This window comes from Evansella cellulosilytica DSM 2522, assembly GCF_000177235.2.
Classification (GTDB): Bacteria; Bacillota; Bacilli; order Bacillales; family Salisediminibacteriaceae; genus Evansella; species Evansella cellulosilytica.
Genome location: NC_014829.1, coordinates 1,018,537 through 1,040,982 on the forward strand (window position 1 = coordinate 1,018,537; position 22,446 = coordinate 1,040,982).

23 protein-coding genes are annotated in these 22,446 nt (G+C 37.1%); 13 read left to right on the forward strand and 10 right to left on the reverse strand.

Annotation, left to right across the window (positions count from 1 at the left end; genetic code table 11):
• Positions 1-60 precede the first annotated feature (60 nt).
• Together BCELL_RS04560 and BCELL_RS04565 are read right to left on the reverse strand one after the other, a co-directional pair.
• Positions 61-1,332 carry an ATP-binding protein gene (locus tag BCELL_RS04560; protein WP_013487510.1) on the reverse strand — a complete coding sequence of 424 codons (1,272 nt, stop codon included), beginning with the start codon at positions 1,330-1,332 and terminating at the stop codon, positions 61-63.
• A gap of 167 nt (positions 1,333-1,499) precedes the next feature.
• Positions 1,500-2,852 (reverse strand): sodium-dependent transporter, encoded by a 1,353-nt coding sequence (locus BCELL_RS04565; RefSeq protein WP_013487511.1) that lies wholly within the window; start codon positions 2,850-2,852, stop codon positions 1,500-1,502.
• 716 nt (positions 2,853-3,568) lie between these two features.
• Here BCELL_RS04565 and BCELL_RS04570 point away from each other — a divergent pair.
• The 3 genes from BCELL_RS04570 to BCELL_RS04580 all read left to right on the forward strand — a co-directional run bounded on the left by BCELL_RS04570 (position 3,569) and on the right by BCELL_RS04580 (position 5,710).
• On the forward strand, positions 3,569-3,952 hold the full coding sequence (locus BCELL_RS04570; protein ID WP_013487513.1) for an STAS/SEC14 domain-containing protein: 384 nt from the start codon (positions 3,569-3,571) through the stop codon (positions 3,950-3,952).
• A gap of 141 nt (positions 3,953-4,093) precedes the next feature.
• On the forward strand, positions 4,094-4,918 hold the full coding sequence (locus BCELL_RS04575; RefSeq protein WP_013487514.1) for a glycosyltransferase family 2 protein: 825 nt from the start codon (positions 4,094-4,096) through the stop codon (positions 4,916-4,918).
• A gap of 12 nt (positions 4,919-4,930) precedes the next feature.
• Positions 4,931-5,710 carry an alpha/beta hydrolase gene (locus BCELL_RS04580; RefSeq protein WP_013487515.1) on the forward strand — a complete coding sequence of 260 codons (780 nt, stop codon included), beginning with the start codon at positions 4,931-4,933 and terminating at the stop codon, positions 5,708-5,710.
• Between the two features lie 64 nt (positions 5,711-5,774).
• Here the strand turns inward: BCELL_RS04580 and BCELL_RS04585 are convergent, their stop codons facing one another.
• Positions 5,775-6,092, reverse strand: a complete 318-nt coding sequence (locus BCELL_RS04585; protein ID WP_013487516.1) for a winged helix-turn-helix transcriptional regulator — start codon at positions 6,090-6,092, stop codon at positions 5,775-5,777.
• Positions 6,093-6,313: 221 nt separating this feature from the next.
• On the opposite strand from BCELL_RS04585, the gene BCELL_RS04590 reads away from it, so the two are divergent.
• The 5 genes from BCELL_RS04590 (at position 6,314) to BCELL_RS04610 (ending at position 11,262) form a co-directional block, all read left to right on the forward strand.
• Entirely contained in the window at positions 6,314-6,880 is a 567-nt protein-coding gene (locus BCELL_RS04590; protein WP_013487517.1) for a DUF6944 family repetitive protein, read from the forward strand.
• 656 nt (positions 6,881-7,536) lie between these two features.
• A complete protein-coding gene (locus tag BCELL_RS04595; protein ID WP_013487518.1) occupies positions 7,537-8,091 on the forward strand; it encodes a DUF6944 family repetitive protein in 555 nt (184 codons plus the stop codon).
• A 306-nt stretch (positions 8,092-8,397) separates the two neighbouring features.
• Entirely contained in the window at positions 8,398-9,528 is a 1,131-nt protein-coding gene (locus BCELL_RS04600; RefSeq protein WP_013487519.1) for a C40 family peptidase, read from the forward strand.
• A gap of 287 nt (positions 9,529-9,815) precedes the next feature.
• A complete protein-coding gene (locus tag BCELL_RS21480) occupies positions 9,816-10,256 on the forward strand; it encodes a YndM family protein (protein WP_013487520.1) in 441 nt (146 codons plus the stop codon).
• 442 nt (positions 10,257-10,698) lie between these two features.
• The gene (locus BCELL_RS04610) at positions 10,699-11,262 is read left to right on the forward strand and encodes a GNAT family N-acetyltransferase (RefSeq protein ID WP_013487521.1); all 564 of its coding nucleotides are present in this window, start codon (positions 10,699-10,701) and stop codon (positions 11,260-11,262) included.
• Positions 11,263-11,316: 54 nt separating this feature from the next.
• On the opposite strand, the gene BCELL_RS22875 is transcribed toward BCELL_RS04610, so the two are convergent.
• Positions 11,317-11,490, reverse strand: coding sequence for a hypothetical protein (locus BCELL_RS22875; RefSeq protein WP_013487522.1), 174 nt, complete (start codon positions 11,488-11,490; stop codon positions 11,317-11,319).
• Positions 11,491-11,710: 220 nt separating this feature from the next.
• Here BCELL_RS22875 and BCELL_RS04615 point away from each other — a divergent pair, with 220 nt between their 5' ends.
• Positions 11,711-12,667, forward strand: coding sequence for a hypothetical protein (locus BCELL_RS04615; RefSeq protein WP_013487523.1), 957 nt, complete (start codon positions 11,711-11,713; stop codon positions 12,665-12,667).
• A gap of 169 nt (positions 12,668-12,836) precedes the next feature.
• Here BCELL_RS04615 and BCELL_RS04620 read toward each other — a convergent pair whose 3' ends face one another.
• The 6 genes from BCELL_RS04620 to BCELL_RS04645 all read right to left on the reverse strand — a co-directional run bounded on the left by BCELL_RS04620 (position 12,837) and on the right by BCELL_RS04645 (position 18,470).
• Positions 12,837-13,478 (reverse strand): hypothetical protein, encoded by a 642-nt coding sequence (locus BCELL_RS04620; protein WP_013487524.1) that lies wholly within the window; start codon positions 13,476-13,478, stop codon positions 12,837-12,839.
• On the reverse strand, positions 13,479-14,222 hold the full coding sequence (locus tag BCELL_RS04625) for a MerR family transcriptional regulator (RefSeq protein WP_013487525.1): 744 nt from the start codon (positions 14,220-14,222) through the stop codon (positions 13,479-13,481).
• 208 nt (positions 14,223-14,430) lie between these two features.
• Positions 14,431-15,411, reverse strand: a complete 981-nt coding sequence (locus BCELL_RS04630; RefSeq protein ID WP_013487526.1) for a polyprenyl synthetase family protein — start codon at positions 15,409-15,411, stop codon at positions 14,431-14,433.
• Between the two features lie 49 nt (positions 15,412-15,460).
• Positions 15,461-15,997, reverse strand: coding sequence for a Gx transporter family protein (locus BCELL_RS04635; RefSeq protein WP_013487527.1), 537 nt, complete (start codon positions 15,995-15,997; stop codon positions 15,461-15,463).
• Positions 15,998-16,047: 50 nt separating this feature from the next.
• Positions 16,048-16,458: a NusG domain II-containing protein gene (locus tag BCELL_RS04640; protein WP_013487528.1), complete on the reverse strand. Its 411-nt coding sequence runs from the start codon at positions 16,456-16,458 to the stop codon at positions 16,048-16,050.
• 95 nt (positions 16,459-16,553) lie between these two features.
• Entirely contained in the window at positions 16,554-18,470 is a 1,917-nt protein-coding gene (locus BCELL_RS04645; RefSeq protein ID WP_049786622.1) for an FAD-dependent oxidoreductase, read from the reverse strand.
• Positions 18,471-18,824: 354 nt separating this feature from the next.
• On the opposite strand from BCELL_RS04645, the gene BCELL_RS04650 reads away from it, so the two are divergent.
• The 4 genes from BCELL_RS04650 to BCELL_RS04665 are packed head-to-tail and all read left to right on the forward strand — an operon-like array spanning position 18,825 to position 22,381.
• Positions 18,825-19,889 (forward strand): FAD:protein FMN transferase, encoded by a 1,065-nt coding sequence (locus BCELL_RS04650; RefSeq protein WP_013487530.1) that lies wholly within the window; start codon positions 18,825-18,827, stop codon positions 19,887-19,889.
• A 40-nt stretch (positions 19,890-19,929) separates the two neighbouring features.
• Positions 19,930-20,742 (forward strand): energy-coupling factor transporter ATPase, encoded by an 813-nt coding sequence (locus BCELL_RS04655; protein WP_013487531.1) that lies wholly within the window; start codon positions 19,930-19,932, stop codon positions 20,740-20,742.
• Complete coding sequence (locus BCELL_RS04660) at positions 20,733-21,590, forward strand: energy-coupling factor transporter ATPase (RefSeq protein ID WP_041808130.1); 858 nt, start codon at positions 20,733-20,735, stop codon at positions 21,588-21,590. Before BCELL_RS04655 ends, BCELL_RS04660 begins: the two co-directional genes overlap by 10 nt.
• The gene (locus BCELL_RS04665) at positions 21,587-22,381 is read left to right on the forward strand and encodes an energy-coupling factor transporter transmembrane component T family protein (protein ID WP_013487533.1); all 795 of its coding nucleotides are present in this window, start codon (positions 21,587-21,589) and stop codon (positions 22,379-22,381) included. Before BCELL_RS04660 ends, BCELL_RS04665 begins: the two co-directional genes overlap by 4 nt.
• Positions 22,382-22,446: the final 65 nt, after the last annotated feature.

A 22,446-nucleotide genomic window follows, 5' to 3' on the forward strand; every position in this document is an offset into this window, starting at 1 on the left:
ATTTTTATCTAAAAAGAAAGAAAAAACGAGAGAATAGCTGCGAGGCTATTCTCTCATTTTTTATTCCTTCGTTGAAGCGACTTCTTCTGTATCAGTGTTTAATGTTGGTAAACAGAGAGTAAAGGTAGTACCTTTATGTAGTTCACTCGATACAGAAATCGATCCGTTAAAATTTTCAATGATACGAAAAGCGACCATCATACCAAGGCCAGTACCTTTTTTCCCCTTTGTCGTATAATAAGGCTCACCTAACCTTCTTTGCTGCTCTTCTGTCATACCAATACCGTTATCAGAAACATGGATGACTACTTTATTACCATCGAAATGTGTATGAATTCTCAATGTCCCACCATTTGGCATTGCTTCAATGCAATTTTTTGTTATATTAAGTAAGCATTGCTGAAATAATTGCTTGTCTCCTCTGATCCAGCAGGGGTGAAAAGCAGTTTCTATCGCGACAGAATTCATATTAGCTAACGGTTTAATTACTTCTAGTGCTCGTTCTAATTCTTCCTTCGTATTTAAAAACTCTTCTTTTTCCTTACTAGGCTTTGCAAAAGTTAAATAATCACCAATGATGCTTTCAGCTCTATCAATCTCACTAATCGCTAGCTTTACGTATTCTTCTTTTTTCTTTTTAGGTAATTCCACTTGCTGTAAAAGCTGTAAAAAACCTCGAACAACTGTTAGTGGATTACGAACTTCATGTGAGATAGACGATGCTAATTGACTAACTAGTTCCATTTTCTCTGTTCTTATTTTCAACATTCTTGTTTCACGCATAATTTCTGTAATGTAAATGATTAAGGCAATGCAGAGAGTTTGTAACACAATGAAAAATAATCCAGTATAGATCGTAATAAAGTTATCAAACGCGATTAGTATAATCCCGATAGTTACAGCGCTCGATAACAAAGCCAATGTTGAACTGAAAATGATTTTTTTTGTTTTTGACAGTAGCTTAAATTGTCGGTATGTAAAAGTAATAAGTAAAAAGTGAAGAGTTGCTAAAATAATATTAGTATAAGTGCCAGGTCCGTCAAAAACGAATCTAAAGATAATGTTTGTAAGAAGCAAAGATACATTAGCTATCCAACCACCATAAAGTCCTCCGACAAGAACAGCTAAATAACGTAAATCAGCTAAAATGCCATCTTCATAAATAATCGGAAAAATCATACAGGAAATGACGGCTAAATTAAATGAAACGATCATGATCCATTTCTTTTTTGAATGAGAAGTATTAATTTGATCTAGGATGAGTGGTACAAAGAGTAAGAAGAATAAAATAAATAATATATTTAACAATAGATCATCAAAACCCCATGCCACATTCACTCACCTCCATTACACACATCTAGCTTTATCATAATATAAATTGGAAAAATTCTGAATAAAAAGGAAGGACAAAACCATTTCTTTGTAAAAAATACCTAGATGTATATATAAAGGAAAAGATAATAAAAAGCTGACCCCATTGGGCCAGCTATTAGTATTTTTTAAAAAATTCCTAATCCTGTGATGAATACAATGAGGATTAGTGCTGGTGCAACGATTCTTAAAAGGAATATCCACGTGTTACCAAGTCCAGTGTTTCCGAAGTCAGATTCTTTAAGTACTTCGGCTTTCTTCCAGCCCCAACCTACAAACAAGGCGATGATCAGACCACCTAATGGTAGGAAGATGTTTGATGCTAGGAAATCATAGCTATCGATTAAGTCTGGTTGCCCAAAGAATGAAACGCCACCTAATACGCCATTTCCTAATGATGCAGGAACTCCAAGTAAGAAGATAAGTCCCCCAATAATAAGAGAAGCTTTCTTTCTAGACCAATCGAACTTACGGATAAAGTAAGCCACGGCTACTTCTAATAGTGATACAGCAGATGATAATGCAGCTGCTGAAAGTAAGAAGAAGAACAAAATTCCATACATTTGACCGAGTGCCATGTTGTCAAAAATACCAGGCAAAGTAATAAATGCAAGACCAGCACCTGATCCTGGATCAATTCCGAATGCAAAAACGGCAGGGAATATCATAAGACCAGCAATAACTGCAAAAAGTGTATCTAATGTTGCAACGCTTGCTGCAGCACCAGGTAGCTTATGTTCTTTTTTAAGATAACTACCGTAAGTAATTAATGCACCCATACCTAAACTAAGTGAGAAGAACGCTTGACCTAACGCTGCTAAATATACATCTAGATCACCTAATACACTCCAATCTGGACTAAATAGGAAAGCTAAAGCATCTTGAGCGCCACCTAAAGTCATACTGTAGCCAGCAAGCACAATAACTAAAATAGCAAGTAAAGGCATGAGAATTTTATTTGCTCTTTCAATACCTTTCTTAACCCCTACAAAAACAATTCCGATTGTGAATGCCATAAATAGGAACTGCCAAATTAACGGCTGCCATGAATTACTGATGAATCCAACGAAGAAGCCATCAAAACCATCTGCAGGTGAAGCGTTCAATCCGCCAATTAAATACTGTACGAAGTAAAACACTGACCAACCGGCAACAACACCGTAAAATGATAAGATAATAAACGCGGAGGCTACCCCTAAAATACCTGCTAATACCCATGGTTTACCAGGTGCAAGCTTTTCAAATGAGCCGACTGCATCACTTTGAGCACGTCGTCCAATTGTAAACTCTGCCATAATAATAGGTAGACCAATTAAAAGAATACATAAAAGATAAATTAATAAAAATGCCGCTCCACCATTTTCTCCAGTAACATAGGAAAAACGCCAAATGTTACCTAAACCAACTGCAGAACCCATTGCTGCTAAAATAAAACCTAACCGAGAGTTCCATTGTTCACGAGAACCATCTAATTGACTCAATGTTATTTCCTCCTTTAAAGCTTTAATATGATATAAATATAATAAATAATATAACACACATTTCTGAAAATGTGTGTTATTTTTTTATAATTTTCTGAAAAAATAGTAATTATTTAGTAGGAAACAAACTAACTGCTGTAAACATAGAATAATTATCGTAATTTCACTTATAAAAGGGTATAGTGCATGTAACTATTTTCCTACTTATGAAAGGCTATTCATAAGTTTTGTAGCATATGACATTTTTTGAGGAGGTTATTATACATGCTGTCAAAGTTATTTGGAGAGAAGTGTACAATATGCAAGCATAAATGTAAAAAGCCTAGTAAATATATGGATGATATAGGGAATGAGATGAAAGTATGTGTCAAGTGTGTTTCATACGCTGAAAGAAGAGCGTATAGAAAAATACACTAAGTATTAGAAGTAATTGCTAACAAAATCGTAGGAAATAGCACGAAGATAGCATTTAGTAGGCTTACTTATGAGTTTTCTGTATTGATGAGTTGTGTAGAGGCTGTCTTTAAGTTTTTTTATCTATTGAGATGGCCTTTATTTCTCTATTCTGTTGAACGCTTATAATACTTTCCATCTATTTTTATTGAAAAATATTAAAATATAATTTCTAAGCATATTTGTTTCTTTAATTAAAACTATAGATTATAATAAACTTATATAAAAATTATACATAACGTATACAAGGGAGCTGGGGTTATATGTTTGAAGTAAAAGTATTAGATGTGAGCAAAAAAATAATGTACATAAAATGGTCAGGCATGGTTGAACCAGAGGAAGTTCGTGAAGCAACTAATAGAATTACAGAGCTATTAAAAGGGTTTCCATCAAGTGGCTTTGACGTACTAGTAGAAATGGTAGATGTCACTGTGATGAAGCAAGATACAAGAGAGGAATTAGTAAAGCACCAGGAATGGTTAAAAGAGGCGGGAATGAAGAGAGCCGCAGTAGTAGTTGAAGGTGCAGTTGCCAAAATGCAGCTTAAGCGTACAGCAAAGCAATCAAACCACTCAGAAGAATATCACTTTAACTCATATGATGAAGCATTTCATTTCTTAAAAGATGAAGCTAAAGTACACATTTGAAAAAGTATAGCTATTAAAAATGCTGGAGGAGGGTGACTCAAAAAGGTTAATCTTAACCTATCGAGTTACCCTCTTTGCGTCTTCCATTAGTAAAAGTCATTCATGTATAATAAAATTAGACATAAGAATATGGAGGATGCGATGGATAAAAAACCAACCATTTCTGTTATTATCCCAACCTATAATAGGCTATTTTCGTTAGGAGAATTACTTGAAGCGCTGTCTCGTCAAACTTTTTCAGACTTCGAAGTAATTATTGTTAATGATGCAGGGGTAAGTATTTCAGTGTTAAAGCACTTATATGATGAATTAAACATCACAATTATTAATTTGCCAGAAAATAAAAATCATGTTTATGCAAGAAATGTTGGAATCGAAAAAGCACTAGGAACATATATCATGCTGATCGATGATGATGACATAATATTGCCGAGTCATATGGAAAAAATGCTATCGCAAATGCAAGACTACGACCTAGTATATTCAGATGTAGAGATTATTAATTATGAAGTGAAGGGAAATGTCCGATATGTAAAGAGTCGCCGTTTATTTGCGTATCAATATGATCTAAAAGCGATGAGGACGTTTTCTACCTTTGTTCCTTCTGGATGTTTATATAAAAAAGCCATCCATCAAACAACTGGTAATTTTGATTTGGAAGTGAAAAATTATTGGGATTGGGACTTCTTTTTAAGAGTAGCTAATACATATCGTATTCAACGAAGTCCTTATGCTTCTGTTCTTTATGAGTTTTCTGACACTGGGAATAATGCATCAAAAAACTTGCAAGCAATGAGAACGTATCTTAACAGGCTTTCAGAGAAGCATGCGTTAGGAGAGTTACCTACTAAAAATTTCTTCTTATTACTAGAAGAACTTGAAATGAAGAAAAGAGAAGCTGCTAGTCACCTTTTATGGGATGGACAACCTATTGTTTCAAGATTAATAGAAAAAAATATAAACTAAAGGAGCACTTTTATGGCACTTATACAATGTCAATTCTTCTCAGAGGTCCTTACTTTAAGCACATCGATGACGGTTATTTTACCACAGCAAACAAAAACACAAATTGGAATGCAAAACGAAGTGAAAGGCGAGCGTCACCCAACGCTGTATTTATTACATGGGTTTAGTGACGACGACACAATTTGGACGCGAAGAACATCGATAGAACGATATGTCGCGGAAATGGGAATAGCTGTCGTCATGCCCCAAGTGCACCAAAGCTTTTATACAGACATGAAATACGGGAACAAATACTGGACATTTTTAACAGAGGAACTTCCAAAGCTAGCCCAATCTTTTTTCCCGCTTTCAAGCAAACGTGAAGAAAACTTCGTAGCGGGTCTCTCTATGGGTGGATATGGCGCATTTAAATGGGCGCTAACCTACCCAGATCGCTTTGCAGCAGCAGCGAGTTTATCTGGAGCGCTAGATATGGAAGGAAATATAAAAAACTTAACAGAAGATAATCCAATGAATCGTGTATTCGAGCTCATATACGGTGAGGAGGGAACGATTGGGGAGGCGAATGACTTGCTTTATTTAATGAAGCAAGTAGATGCCAAGCAAGAAAAGCCACTCCTCTATCAATGTTGTGGAACAGAGGATTTCCTCTTTCAAGACAACATGACATTTAAGGAAGCGTGCGAACAAACGACTATCGAATTAACGACAGATTTCGGTCCTGGTGACCACGAATGGGGCTACTGGGATAGAAAAATTCAAGAAGTTTTAAATTGGTTGCCAATTAAATAGAGGGAAAATAAAGAGGCAAGCTCAATAGTGAAATCTTTACTTTGAGCTTGCCTCTATCATTCCTCTATGCCCACGTCGATCCCCAAATCTTCATTTCCTTTATCATTTTATGCAATGCTTGTCCTTTTTCCGTTAATGAGTACTCTACTGTTACAGGTACTGTTGGATATACTGTTCGGGTTAATACTTCGTTATCTTCTAAGTGGCGTAAAGTGTCTGTTAAAGCTTTTGGGCTAATTTTTTTAATAGATTTTTGTAGCTCACCGAACCTTTTTTTCTCCTCAAAAAGTTCTTTTAAAATTAAAAAGGACCACTTACCTCCTATTACATTTAGCGCCTTTTCAATGGAACATTCAATAACAACAGTATTAGCTTCCTTCATCGTGAATCTCTCCTTCATTATAGAAACTATATAATTTATAGCTAATATATTTTCAATTATATCAAATATATATGAGGACTTGTGTTACAACTTTTCGAATCGTAACCATCACGGAAAAAGACGTAATCTCTCGTTTTAACCAAATTGCTTGTAGATGAATATCATAAAAACAATGAATAGGCAAATTTAGCATGTAACCATTGTATTGGTGGCGGATGGATGTGAATAATCAACTTTTAGACGTTATTGGTAACTGGATTGAAACGGCTGGACAAACAATTGCTGCTATTGCGGAAACGGAAGAGCTTGGAAGTAATGTCATTAGAGGTAAATACAAAGGGATCATCGGAAACGGTCTTCAAGGCATTGGAAACACCCTACAGGCAATCGCAGAGGACGAAAGTAGTATTGCTGAAATGGGAGATTGGTTACAGGCTGTAGGTACATTTTCCAATGCTGTATCAGAGTATTTAGTTGTATTTCAAGAAGCTGATGAACAAACGAGCTTAAGAGTACAAATCCTAGGGGACTCTCTTCAGTCATTAGGTTCATACGTTGAGTCGATTGATAAATTAGGCACGGCTCCACTAACGGTGTTAGGTAACATCGCACAATCAATTGGTGCTATGATCGAGGGAATCGGCGTGTTATATGATATAAAAATTGAGGATGAAGAAGATAATCGAGGCCAAGTACTTCAAACAATTGGTGGATGGATCCAAGCATTTGGTACGGCTTACCAAGCTGTGGGGGCACAAAGAGCATATCTCTATGATACAGAGTGGTAGTGTACTATGTTTTAAAATAAGGCTTTTTTCGTGAAATTCGTTGCTTTTTTCGGCATGGTGAAACGAAAGGTGGCGACTCCAGCGGGAATAGCAAGAAGGCACTGAATAAGGGGTGTTTTTTGAGGGCACTGAAAAAGTGAAAAACATGATTCTATCGTATATTAATATTCATAATCTATAATTTAAGAACGAATTGATGAAACTGGATCAAGCGAGGTTACTGTCTCTTCCTATACGAGCATATGCTTTGGAGCGTATCCGTAACTGTATGAGCATATAGAGAGATAATGCAAGAGGAAAAGTGCAGATAGAGAAGCTTTATGAGCATATAGAGAGATGTCAAAAGAGAAAAAGTGCCGATAGAGCAGCGTAGAGAACTCGAAGCGGCTTGCCGACTCTCCACGGAAAGCGAGCTTGTGCAGGGATCATCAAACACTATGTACAGAGTAACTTATAATAATAACTGATAATTAAAGAATAATTACTTTTTCAGTGATCCTAAGCAATGTGCGTAGCCGTCGCAATCGTTAAAAGCCTGATAGGGGGGGGTTCTCCTATCAGGCGAGCGTAGCCATTGCAATACAAACAATAAAAGTAATTTTAACGATCGCTATGTCTTACTGCTAACCGCTTGAACACGAAAGGGTGGCGATCTTATGTCAGAACAACAATTTCTTTATATAGCTGGAAACTGGATAGAGGCAATTGGTGCAAACGTTGCTGCGGCTGGTGTAAGTATAGAAATACAAGATAGTACGATAGGAAAGTGGACTCGAATTATCGGGGATGGTATCCAAGGTATAGGAAACTTTATGATAGCTGAAGCAAATGAAGATTCACTTGCAGCATTAGGCAATAGGATTCAAGGAATAGCTTCGGAAGGAAATGCCGTTTTAGCCTATCATGAATTAATGGATGATAACGAAGAAATAAACAATCAGCTAGAAATCATCAGTGATTCTCTGCAAGCGTTAGGATCCTATATTACTGCGGTTGCTAGAAGTGATGATAATCCTCCTAAAGCATTCGGGAATGAACTACAAGCAATTGGTGCAATCGTAGAAGCAATAGGTGTCACGAACAAATTAAAGTCTGAAGAGGAGCTGGGAGATCAGTTACGAAATATTGGGAAATGGATTCAAGGAGTTGGTACAATCATACAAGCACTATCAGTAACTCCTGGTGTCACGATATTTCAGAGAGAAAAATAAGGTGATATTATCCTTATATATCCCATAAGTTAACAAACTATCCGTACATTGGATAGTTTTTTTCACTGTTACAGAAATGTAATGTCAAACGCTAATTTTATCCATATAGTTCTGAAAGGCATATATACTAACAAATATTGATCAAATCATTTGAGATGAACACTTCCAATTTTACCTCTATTAAGAACACTATCCATGATTTACTACTTCAACCAATATTTATGCGTACGAAAATACTATTTTCCATACTACAATTTTTATAGATTCATAAACTAATAAAATTTTTCATCACAAAGGAGTTACAACATGAAAAAATATTTGATATCTGCAGCAACTACTGCTACATTGGCGTTCTTATTATTTACAGGAAAAGTAGATGCACAAACATATCATGTTCAATCAGGAGATTCACTTTGGAGAATAGCAAATAACAATCAAGTAACTGTTCAACAGTTAATGACGTGGAATAACTTATCATCCTCTACTATATTTGTAGGACAATCACTTACAGTACAAGCACAACAGGCGAGAACGTACACTGTAAAATCAGGTGATAGCTTGTCTGTTATCGCAAGAAATCATAACACTACGGTAAATGCAATAAGATCATTAAATAACTTATCTTCAGACTTGATTCGTATTGGACAAGTGTTACAAATACCATCTTCATCAAATGTGCAACAAGTGTCTAATAACACACAAAATGTAGGGTCATACACAGTAAAATCAGGAGATAGTCTTTCTGTTATTGCTAGAAATTACAATACTACAGTTGCTGAGTTACGATCACTTAATGGTTTGAACTCTGATTTAATCCGAGTAGGACAAGTTTTACAAGTTCCTCAAGCACAGTCAGGAAATCAATCACAGCAACAATCGGCTACAACATACACTGTAAGAGCTGGAGATAGCTTATGGAAAATTGCAACAGACCATAACCTTACAGTAAATCAATTAAGACAATTTAATAACCTATCATCTGACGTTATACGTGTAGGACAAGTGTTAAGGTTAACATCATCTAGCAACACAAATAACACAAGCACAAATAACACAACTTCACAAGTTCAACAAGGCTTTAATGTTGAGGCGTTGATTGAAGAAGCAAGAAAACATATCGGTGTTCCTTACGTTTGGGGAGGTTCAACAACACGTGGATTCGATTGTAGTGGTTATTTACAATATGTATTTAACACACAAGGAATTAGTATTCCAAGAACAGTTGCAACTATTTGGAATGCAACGACACCAGTTTCTACTCCACGAGTAGGCGATATCGTCTTCTTTGAAACATACACATCAGGTCCATCACACGCAGGAATCTTTATTGGAAATAACCAATTTATCCACGCTGGATCATCTACTGGTGTAACAATAACGAGTATGAATAACTCTTACTGGTCCCAACGCTATTTAGGTGCAAGATCAGTTCGATAAAATGAATAGGAGGGAGGTTGGCTCAAGAGGTGTCTTCACTTCTTATGTCAGCCTCTTTCCTTGTTTTTAGAAAAACAGTGTAAAGTTATCCGCACTTATTCATTAAAACTCGGAACAGTGACGATACTAAAGGATCTAATTGCAAGTTAAGTTATTTGAATGTACATAAACCGTTTACTATATTGTTTGTTAAAAGGCAAATCTTTATCACATTTATATTTAATTAAAAACTGTACATGATAATAATGCAATTAAAAAATTCCACTTAAAAAGGAGTTTTTATAACAATGAAGCACGTCATTGCATTATTAATAAAATTTGGATTTGTCAGCCTAGTTCTATTGTCTACATTAACTTTTTTTGAAGTAGCTATTTCTTGGATTTTATTTGCTGCTTTTATTGCAGTAATACCTGCTTATGTCATTGGGGATTTACTCATTTATCCTCGATACGGAAACTTCATTGCATCTCTTGCTGACTTAGGGCTTTACTCTATTGTGCTTTGGTTACTAAATGTCACGGTTATGGACGGAATTGTCCCTACGTTAGGATTTGCACTTTTAGCAGCATTCTTTATCTCCTTTTTAGAAGCAATTTATCATGAATTCGTATTAGTGAAAGCATTTAATATGAAAAAAGGCACGATGTTCTCTCCACCGCAGTTTAGCACGGAATTCGCTGAGGATATGGACGTAACTGAGGAATTAAAGAAAAAGAAGAAAGATTAATTTTTAAACTACAGATAGACGGTCCAACTATGTAAAGGATAAACTCAAATTTCATTTGGGATTATCCTTTTATATATGCTTTCAATTTTTATTGTCGTAGGTGAGGTGCGCGAACCCGGGTTAAAGCGAACCCGGGTTAAAGCGAACCCGGGTTGAAAAGTATCACCTTCAAAAAGGGAGGAAACGAGAGCAAGAGAGAGCCTGAAGGTGAGGAAAAGTAACCCGGGTTAGAGTGAACCCGGGTTCAAAAGTATCACCTTCAAAAAGGGAGGAAACGAGAGCAAGAGAGAGCCTGAAGGTGAGGTAAATGAACCCGGGTTAGAACGAACCCGGGATAAACCTAATCTGACCCGATTAAAATAACTCAATTTTTTCATTTGACTACGTTATAATAAAACCTAGATAAAAGTAGAAATGGGTGAATAAAGTGACTAAACCAATCATGATAGAGTTACCAACGGAATTTTACACCGAAAGATTAATGATCAGAATGCCGTTACCGGGTGATGGGGAAAAGGTGTTTAAGGCAATTAATGCATCGATAACTGAATTAAAGCCGTGGTTACCATTTGCTCAAAAGCAGCAAACGTTAGAAGATGTTGAGGAAAATATACGAGAAGCTCATGTGAAGTTTTTAAGTCGAGAGGACTTACGACTTCTTATTTTTTCTAGAGAAACCGGTGAACTCATCGGCTGTTCTGGTTTACATAGAATTAATTGGGACATTCCTAAGTGCGAGATTGGCTACTGGATCGATACGCGCTATAGCGGAAAAGGGTACATGACTGAAGCGATAACGAGAATAACGGAATATGCATTTAAGGAAATAAAAGCAAAAAGGGTAGAAATATGCTGCGACGAACAAAATGATCGTAGTAGAGCTGTAGCAGAAAGATTAGATTTCACATTAGATGCAATATTAAAAAATGATGACCTATCTCCCGACGGTAAACAAGTAAGAAATACATGCATATATTCCAAAGTCACAGATCAAGATAATAAGTAAAGTTGAAAACCTCCGATCCGTTTTGGTCGGAGGTTATCGTTGAATCATAAGTAATTAGTTATTGTTGTTGTTGCGGTTGTTACGGTTGTTTCTGTTATTGCGGTTGTTTGCATTAGCAGCATTTTCGTTTGCAAATTCAGTGTTTGCATTAACGTTTAAGTCTTGGTTGTTATTATTGTTGTTGTTACGATTGTTGCGATTACGATTATTGTTATTGTTATTAGCCATCTAAATCACCTCCCGAGATATAATTTTCCCTAGAACGAAAATATAATACAAAAAAATATAAATTAATCTTTTTATTGATATTTGTATAATAATAGTGCTTAAATAACTTTGCTCACAATTTCACAAATTATACACACATATTAACTATAAATGTCTAAAATTTATGATAAGATTTTCTTGTGAAATAAATCACATTAATTAACGACAGGGGGATTACTTAATGAAATTCAAAGGCTTTTTATTAGTATTAGTATTATTATTATCAGTAGGATTAATGGCGGCTTGTGGAGAAGACGAAACAAGTGGCGATGAAGAATCAGATGCAACAACAGGTGCTACGCAAGTAGTAGTCACTGACGAAGCTTCTTTCTTACAAGGTATTAGCGAAGACGGTGCTTGGATCATTATTTTAGAAGACGATTTAACTGTTGATGAAGAAATTGTTTTAGCTGGACAATTTACTCACCGTGATGAGCCAGCACGTAAAATTGCTATTTATGCACAAGATGCTGATCGTAATATTACAGACCAATACACATTAACTGCTCCAAAGCTTACAATTGAAAGTGAAAACACAAGACTGCAAGGTGGTACATTCGCTGGAGATGTAGTTGTAGCTGCAAATGGTTTTAGTATTCCGGACGCTACAATCGAAGGAAACCTTACTTTTGCAAGCGAAGAATTCGAAGCAAGTGCTGACCTTTCTGGTGGTACTGTGACAGGAACTGTATCTGTTGAAGGTGGAGAAGAAGCTGATGCAGTAACAGGTGCAACACAAATCATGGTTACTGATGCTGAATCATTCTTCCATGGTGTAAGCGCAGATGGGCCTTGGATTATTCTTTTCCAAGATGATTTAACAGTAGATGAAGAAGTTGTGTTAACTGGTAACCATACACACCGTGATGAGCCAGCTCGTAAATTAGCTTTATATGAGCAAGATGCTGATCGTAATATTACTGCACAATTTACGTTAACTGCTCCAAAGTTAACGATCCAAAATGAAAACACAAGACTTCAAGGTGGAACATTCGTTGGAGACGTTTACGTAGAAGCGAACAACTTCAGTATTCCTAATGGTACTATTGAAGGAAATGTTTACTTTGCTAGTGAAGAATTTGAAGCAAGTGCAGACCTTTCTGAGGGTACTGTAACAGGATCTGTAGAAGTACAATAATATTCCATTGAAAAGTCATTGTAGGACTGGATATATAGATAGGTAAAGTCTAGTCAATGTAATGCGAAACACATGTGATTATATAAAATCACATGTGTTTTTAAGTTGAAATAGAAATAGTATCCTTTTTTTATACATAGTGTAGTCAATCCACTTCTTGCCGCACCACTTACTCTTTCTTACTTGGGAAGATAGTGTATGACATGGAATAGAGAAAGTCGATAATAAAAATGAGGCCCCACAACATTCCGATATAGTACATTGTTTCGTTCTGGTAAGGAGAATTATCGACTGCACCTTCTTCTATCCATGAAAGGTCTGTTATGTATCGAATCATTTCCTCTACATTATTTGTCCCAATTGACCAAAGAATTGTTTGTCCGGTAATAAAAACAATGAAATGGATAGTGGCACTTATTCTATATTTTTTTGCAATGTATTTAGGGTCTTTGTTTCGTTCCATCAATTTATAATCTTTTTCCGTTAATAGCTCGACTTTGCGAAACTTACCAATTTTTTGCCGCATCCAGCGATCAAGACGAATAAAGTCAAACATCCCAAATGTGCAGGCGTAAATTACAAATATAATAATGACGATTAAAAACGTTGAAAATTCTCCGGTCTCCTTATAGATCATTAAGCCTAATATAGCTTCTAAAACAATTAGAGAAAGGAACATTAATATAAAGAAAATACTAAGCTTCCGTTTTTCTAAAAAATATCGGAAGAATCCAAAAAGCAATAGGCAAATAACAGACACAACTTCTGCGACGATAAAGATTTCCCAGTGAAATTCATAGAGGATATTCATTTATTTATCCCCCTTTAAATAAAAATTCGTCGCTTCTTCAACAAATTCAATGACTTCTTGTTCAATGGGGTAGAAACCTGCTTTTTTTGATTCCTCTTGTGAGCTTCTAACCTCCCACAATTTTTCACTAAACTGCGGGTCATTTCCAAAAGTCTCTTTTTCTTTTTCTAGCATACGACGAATAATTGATTGTATTTCAGTTGAGTCAACGCCTTTATTCATATGTTTTTTTATTTGTGCAAGTAAGGATACCCACTCTATTGTATCTGGATCACCATTATTAATATTAGGCAAAAGGTCTAAGAGCTCGTGTTCTTTTTCAGTAAAACGTTCTTGTCGAAATCGTTCTCTTTCATGTGAATTATCTTCATACATTCGAATAAGCTGTTGAATATGGGAAAGATCATTTTTTCCCTCGATAGTAAATTCGTTCATCAAACCTCGAATCAAGGACTCCATTTGTTCAAGTTTCTGCTTTTCGTTTATGCAGTAGTTTAATTGATTTTGTAATTCCATGTACCAATCATGTGTATTATCATCTAATAAATCTTTTATTTCTGCTAGGCTAAATCTTAATGTTTTTAAAAATTGGATTCCTTGTAGCTTCTTCATTTCATCTTCCCCGTACAAGCGATGCCCACCTTCAGTCTTGCCTAAAGGCTTTAACAAACCGATATGATCATAATGTCGTAACGTTCTAACAGTAACACCAGTTTGCTTGGCTACTTCTTTAATAGAAATCATCACGTGTTCCTCCTATTCTTCTGACACCCATATTTTCATTATACAAAATGACGTAACGTCAGTTTCAATATTTTTTTCAAAAATAAAAACCTTTCATCAGTATGATGTAGAAAACTGATGAAAGGTTTTTAGGAGGCCACTAAAAAAGTGAAAGAACACGAGGCCGATGAAAAAGTGAAAGAACACCACTTTTTCATCGGCCTTTTTTTCAGGATTTTCTTTTTAGTAGCTTTGTAGTAACTTCCTCCAATATTTCTTTGTAATCACCGGAAGGGAGCTTGCTAAGCTGTTTTAACGCTTTTGCTGTATACTTATCAGCAAGTGCCTGTGCCTTTTCTACTCCTTTATATTGGTCAATGAGCTCGGCTATTACTGTTAAGTCATTTTCTGTTAGCATGTCTTTTTTTTCTAGGAATGGTTTAAAGGCGTTAGGCTTTTGCTGCATAGCATAAATTAACGGTAACGTGTAAATTCCTTGCTGCAAATCACTCATCACAGGCTTCCCAAGGCAATGTGAAGACCCTTTAAAATCTAATATGTCATCCATTATTTGAAAGGTCATTCCAATGTAGTGCCCCATATTCCAAGCGTTCATTGCTTGTTTTCGAGTAGCACCACCTTCCATTGCACCTGAATAACAACTAATGGCGAAAAGCTGAGCTGTTTTCCCTGCAACTCTTGATAAATAGCTTTTTACACTTAACGATGGCTTAAATCTTGAATTTAATTGATCTAGTTCACCAGCTAGTATTTTTTCCATTCCTCTAGTGTTAAAATCTAGATGGGCTAAGGAACTAGCATGCTGAGCGAGTATTTGAAAGCTAATACAAAACAAATAATCACCTGAATAAATCGCAAATTTATTTCCATGCATTGTATGAATCGTTGCATGATTATGCCTCGTGTCCGCATCATCAATAACGTCATCATGAACGAGGGAGGCCATGTGAATGGCTTCAATCGCAGCCGCAACGGCTACTGCTTTTTCTTTTTCACTATCTGGTCCGATTTGGGAGCATAAGAGTGAATACGCAGGCCTGAGAAGCTTTCCACCAGAGTGAACAAGATTATTAATGGTTGCTGCAACGGTTTTGTCACGAACACGAACATGTGACTCTATTAAAGAGAGTACAGAAGATAAATTTGTTTTTAATTCAGGATATCCATCCCACATTTGATGTACACGCATAGTCTTAACCTCTTTCATTCTAGAATTATGTTACATCTATTTAAGCTATTTACACTTTTCTTAAATCACGCAACTCCTTATAGTAATGAAGCTTTTCTACGTGAGTAAGCAAATAGTTAGCAGCTATACCTACAGCAATTCCTGACAAGACACCGATAAACGACAATACAGGTAAATATAGGAGCACAGTCCACGTTTGTGCAATCCAGCTTGCAATGCTTAATTGCCCTACGTTGTGTAAGATTGCTCCTGTAACACTTACGCCGATCATGCTCACACGAGAAGGACCAAGCTTGTGCACAGCCCACATACCGATGAAGCTAATGACTGCACCAGCTGCGCTATACATAAATGTCGAAATTGTTCCTCCTAACAAAGCTGTTAAAACAATCCTTATCCCGACAACTTTTGCTGCGTCTTTCGTAGATAAAGTGTAAATCGCCATAACTGTAATAATATTGGCTAAACCTAATTTTGCTCCAGGAGCAAAGGCGAATGGAAAGGGAATCGCTCTTTCTAGTAAACCGATAATGACGGCTTGAGATGCTAACAATGCGATATATACGAGTCGTTGATTTTTTGTCATATGTCCCAACTTCCAATCTATTAGACTTTAGGGAATCTCTAAAACTATCATTAATAGCTTATGATGATTTCATCTGTATGTCCTTGAACAGCTTGAATTTCAATAATAACCCTATGGTGTAGACAAATAATCGTTTGGCCTGGTCTAGAAATAAAGCCTGTTAAAACACAAATTTGTTCTGGGCAGTGAGAGCTTTTCATTCTAATTTGTCCATCTTTTAACTCAATCGATTCTGTATCACACGGAACACCAGGGATATCAAGTATGTCATTTCCTACATGTCCTGTAAGTGTAATTTCTTCAACAACTTCGTTATCAACAGAGATGATAGCAACAAGCTCTGCATCTTCGGAAATTCCAGCCTGCTGATAACTGAAGACAGCAGAGGGCAAAAAAGATAAGAGAAGTAGTGTTACGATAATGACCCAATCCCAACGTTTAAAAAGTCGAAGTAGTTTCATGCTTTCTTTTTTCCCCTCCAATGTCTAGATTTTTAATGGAGTGTCCCAAAAGGTGATGAACCTAATGAGACACTCTATCTCTTTAAAAATCTTGATTACATACTCTTGCCTTTAGATTTTGTCGTAGTTGTTGAGCTAGAACGATGATCACTATAGATCGCTCTTTCCTTTCCATACCACCAGTTTCCAACTTTTTGTTGAACGTATGGTATAACCCAGTAATCTAAGCCTAATGTGCGTCCAGAACCATTCATCAGTGCAATTGAAGCAGGGAATGCCCAAGCTTTATCCCATCCGAGCATGGCTGTGAATGTAAACATAAGAAGTAATCCAGCACTTACTGCACTTGAAATCCAAGTAAATAAACCGAAAATAAGGGCAAATCCTATAGCAACCTCTAGAAGCACCATCACTTTTTGAGCAAATAAAGCCATTTCCATTGAAGGAAGAGAAAGTCTCATCATCCATTCAAACCAGAAAGGAATTTCGCTTAAAATTGGCTCTGCCCATGTAGCTCCGTCTGTAGCAGCGGTTGTAGCAGCAGTAGTACCGTCAGATAGCCACCATAAATCCATGTTCAGTGTTGAACTTGTTAGCCATGAATCTTCCCCAAAGCCTTGGAAAAGCTTCGGTAATGAGGAAAAACTAGCAGTAGCTTCTTCCCACTTCGTATAACCCCAAACTTTAGGTAGCGCTTCACTTAACCAAAATATCCCTACACCGACCCTTAATGGGACACTCCATAGTACATTTCCAAATCGTGTTGGTAGACCACGGAACACATTTCTTTTATCTTTTGTATGGAAAAACTCATGTGATACGTATTGCCACATATAGTAGCCACTTCTGATTGTGAAGAAATAATATAAGTTCACCATGTGCTTCATAAAGTTTGCGAACCATCCACTAAGATGGATGCCACTTAAGTTTGCAACACCGTACCTTGCTCCGATAGAGACCATAACACCGTGATATTTACCTTTGTATTCCTTTTTCTCAGTACCTTTCATATCAGCGATGATGTTATCAGCGGCTGTATGTGCCGTTTGCTCGGCAGCCTCTACGATTTGTGGAATCGGTTTACCTGGCTCTTCCTCGTAATAAGCTAAGTCACCAACAACATAAACGTTTTCTAAACCTTCTGCTTCCATATAGGCATTTACATTTAGTCGACCAGCGCGTCCAGTGGACATACCATAGTCTTCTGTATCCGAGTTTGCTTTCACTCCTGCAGTCCAGATAAGTGTATGCGTCGGTATTACTTGACCTGTTTTTAGTAGAATCGAATCAGCTTTTACTTCAACGATAGGGGAGCTCTTTAAGATTTCTACGCCTTTTTTAACTAAGTATTTTTCTGCCTTATCTGCATCTTTTCTGTCAAGCATGTTTAAAATAGTCGGTGCAGCTTCAATCACTTGCAGTGTAATATCTTCCACATCTAGTTTGTTTTGCTTTGCTAGACGATCCTTCCACTCTATTAATTCACCAACCATTTCAATTCCTGTAAAGCCCGATCCACAGACAGTAAATGTGAGCATAGCTCTTCGTGTTGCTTCATCATGAACTTGTGCAGCCTTTTGAACCGTTTTTTCAATATGCTCGCGAAGCTTTACTGCATCTTCCCAAGACCATAATGTAAATCCGTGTTCGCCAACACCTGGAGTACCAAAATCGTTAGGCTCTCCCCCCATACCTAAAATAAGGTAGTCATAGGAAAACTCTCCGTGCGTTGTTTTCACTGTTTTGCTCTCATGATCTACTTTTGTCACATTGTCTGTGACAAGTTTCACTTTCGTTCGATTAAAAAGACGTCTTAAGTCGAACTGGATTGCGTCAGGCTCTACACGGTGTGCAGCAACCTCATGTAATTCGGTCATCATAGTATGGTAAGAATGACGATCTATTAAAGTAATAGACACAGAATCGTCTTTCTTGTATTTCTTAGCAAGCTTTTTTGCTGCGGCAACTCCTGCATAGCCTGCGCCAATGATGACAATGTTCTTCTCTGCCATAATATTTTCACTCCTTAATATCCACAAGAAGAAATCGCTTGTGAAGTTATGAACAACTAACATAAAGTTTACATCTCCTTTATGTATCTGTCTATGAAGTTCACGGAATAGTAACAAAGTTATTAAACTAAAATGTTCATAATAATATCATATTTTATGCACTATAAAGTTAATAAACTATTTTAAGCTTAAGGTAGCAATACTTTTCGTTTTTCAAAATGAATCTTGATCTTGAATGCTAGCTTTTGGCTATATAGACAGAAAAAAAGAGCGATGCTATACTAGCGGTGATTATTTGTGATTTATTTCACAGGTTCGGTTACATTAAAAATATTATTGAGATGAGGGTTAACTATGAAAAAGTTTTATGCTTTCGTATCGTTGATTTCATTAGCGGGTTTCCTAATTGGATGTGGAAGCGCAGCAAGCTCACCATCAGAGGGAAGCGTATCAGAAAAGCCTATAAGAAAAACAGAGATGGCTATTGGGACGGTCGTTACTTTGAGAATATATGATGAAGGAAAAGAAGAGGTAATGGATGCTGCCTTTGAAAGAATCCATGAGTTAGGTGACAAAATAGCCGTTAATATAGAAGGATCAGATGTGGACAATATAAACGAAAATGCAGGTGTAGAGCCTGTTGAAGTTTCCCCTGTAGTATTTAAGTTAGTTGAAAGAGGCATCACCCATGCCGAAGATACGAGTGGATTATTTAATATTGCAGTAGGTCCGTTAACATCACTATGGAACATCGGCTTTGACGATGCACGTAAGCCAGAACAGCATGAAATAGATGAAATTTTACCATTAATGGACCATACGAAAATTGAGATTAACAAAGAGAAGCAGACTGTATTTTTAGCAGAAGAGGGAATGAGATTAGATTTAGGTGGGATAGCGAAAGGATACATTGCAGATTTAATTGCAGAGTTGATGGTAGAGCACGGTGTTACTGCAGGAATAATAGATTTAGGTGGGGACATCATCGTCATTGGTAACAACCCTTCAGGAAAACCTTGGTCAATAGGGATTCAGGATCCGTTAGCTAGTAGAGGACAGCCAGTTGGCACGATTGATGCTACTGATGAGTCGATCGTAACATCTGGAATATATGAGCGAATACTGAAGGAAGAGGATGGAGAATACCACCATTTACTAAACCCATTTGACGGTTATCCATTTATGAATGAACTTGCTGGAGTGACGATCGTTTCAGAGGAATCAATCGATGGAGATGCTTACTCTACAGCAGTTTTCGGTATGGGAGTAAACGAGGGCTTTGAATATGTAGAAAATGTAGATGGAGTAGACGCGGTATTTGTTACGAGAGACAGGGAAATATTTGTCACATCAGGCTTAGTTGATAGATTTACATTAACGAATGAAAACTATGAGGTAGTCGACCTTCCTCAACCGTAACATGCATGCTCGATGAAAACGATAAAAGGAGGCTGCTGCGATGAGCGCACCTATATTAGAGGTGAAAAACCTCTCATTCCGCTATGACTTAAGGTCTGAAATAAACACCGTAGCAAACCTCTCTTTTTCAGTTAATAAAGGAGAATGGCTCGCAATTATTGGTGGTAATGGTTCCGGGAAATCTACTTTAGCGCAATTGTTAGTCGGTTTATTAACACCGTTAGACGGTTGTATAACGGTTGATGGCACAGCGTTAACGGAAAAATCGAAATGGCGAATTCGTAGTAAAGTCGGATTAGTTTTTCAAAACCCTGATAACCAATTTATCGGTACAACGGTACAGGATGATGTTGCCTTTAGCTTAGAAAGCTTAAATGTACCATACGAAGAAATGAAATTAAGAGTCGAGTGTGCTTTAGAGAAAGTAGGTATGCTAGAATACCGGTTTCATGACCCCTCTCGTCTATCAGGTGGACAAAAGCAGCGTGTTGCAATTGCTGGCATATTAGCGCTTCACCCAAACGTCATTATTTTTGACGAGGCTTTCGTTATGCTTGATCCAAAAGGGAGAGAAGGCTTGTTAAAAACATTAAGACGACTAAAAGAAATAGAAGGGGTAACGATCATATCTATCACACACGATATGAACGAGGCGGCAGCTGCTGATCGACTTTTATTAATGAAAAACGGTGAAATCTCCCAAACTGGTAAACCGAGCGAAGTATTCATGCAACAACGAGATTTAGAGCCCCCTTTTCCAGAAAAACTAAGGCGTTCATTAGAAAAAAAGGGGAGACATGTCCCTAATCAATATATGACAGAAGAAGAAGTGGTGAACTGGATATGGAAGTGAAATTGGAACATGTAACCGCTGACTACCAATTGGGACCTATTCGTAGCTTTAATGTCCTGCAAGATGTTGAAATGAAAGTTGAATCTGGCTCTTTTACTGCCGTAATTGGAAAAACAGGTGCCGGAAAATCAAGCTTATTAAAAATAATGAATGGATTACTACTACCAAAGCAGGGCAAAGTGACTATTGGTGATGCTATTATCACTCCAGGTAAAAATAAAAAAGCTCTAAAATCAATTAGAAAACGAGTCGGGATGGTGTTCCAATTTCCAGAGTCGCAGCTCTTTGCTGAAACGGTTGAGCAAGATATTTGTTTTGGCCCATTGAATTTCGGTGCATCTAAAGAAGAAGCGAAGGAATTGGCGAGAAAAGTCATCAAGCAAGTCGGTTTAACAGCTGACATATTGTCAAAGTCACCATTCACACTTTCAGGAGGACAAAAACGCCGAATAGCAATAGCAGGTATTTTAGCGATGGAACCAGATATACTTGTGCTTGATGAACCAGGTGCAGGCTTAGACCCGAAAGGAAAACTAGATATATTGTCGTCAATAGCATCGTGGCACAAAGAGCAAGGCCTTACTACTTTAATCGTGACACACGATATGGAAGACGTTGCTCAATTTGCAAATAATATTGTCATTATGGACAAAGGGACAGTCGTGCTCCACGACGCCGTCCGCAACGTATTTTCGAACAAAGCGATCATTGATAAATGGCAGCTAGATGTACCAGAAGCACTCAAGTTTCAAATGAAAATCGAAGAAAAAACAGGGGTTAAACTACCCAAAGTTTGCTTAACGATTGAGGAATTGACAGAGTCTTTAATTGAGGCGGGATTAGCATGAATAAACTAATACTTGGCCGTTATTTCCCAGGAGACACATCGCTTCATAAACTAGATCCAAGAGCAAAGCTAGTTTCAGGTGTAGCCTTTATTTTCATTATTTTTCTAGCTCGCAACTGGGAGGCTTATGCACTACTTTGGTTATTTACTTTTCTAGTGATGAAGCTGTCAGGAGTTGGCTTTAAAACATATTTGCGCGGCGTTCGACCACTCATTTGGCTAATCCTATTCACTGTGTTTATTCAAGTCTTGTTTAGAACTGGAGGCACGGTGTATGTCGATTATGGCCCTATTACAATTACCCAATTCGGCGTCGTAAATGGCATTCATATTTTTTTCCGATTCGTTATGATCGTATTCGTTACTACTGCAATTACGCTAACTACGAAGCCAATAGATCTCACAGATGGCATTAACTATTTGTTACGACCGCTACGCATATTTAAAATACCAGTAAATGATTTAGCGTTAATGCTATCAATCTCATTACGCTTCATCCCTAACTTACTAGACGAAACGCAAAAAATAATGGATGCACAACGAGCGAGAGGAAGTGAGTTTGGAGAAGGGAATCTCTTAAAGCAAATGAAGGTGCTAGTACCAGTATTTCTCCCCTTATTTGTGAGTTCGTTAAACCGTGCGGAAGAAATGGCGAATGCAATGGAAGTGCGAGGGTATCAATCAGGAGAACAGCGGACAACCTTCCGTCAATTAACCTGGAAAAACAAAGACACTATATGCTTATTTGCCATGATCGTACTAACTTTATCTTTGTATTTGTTAACAGTGTGATAGATGGGGAAGGTGCTGGAGCGGGTTGGGTTGCGCCATCTGCCAATGAGCGAGCGACGAAAAAT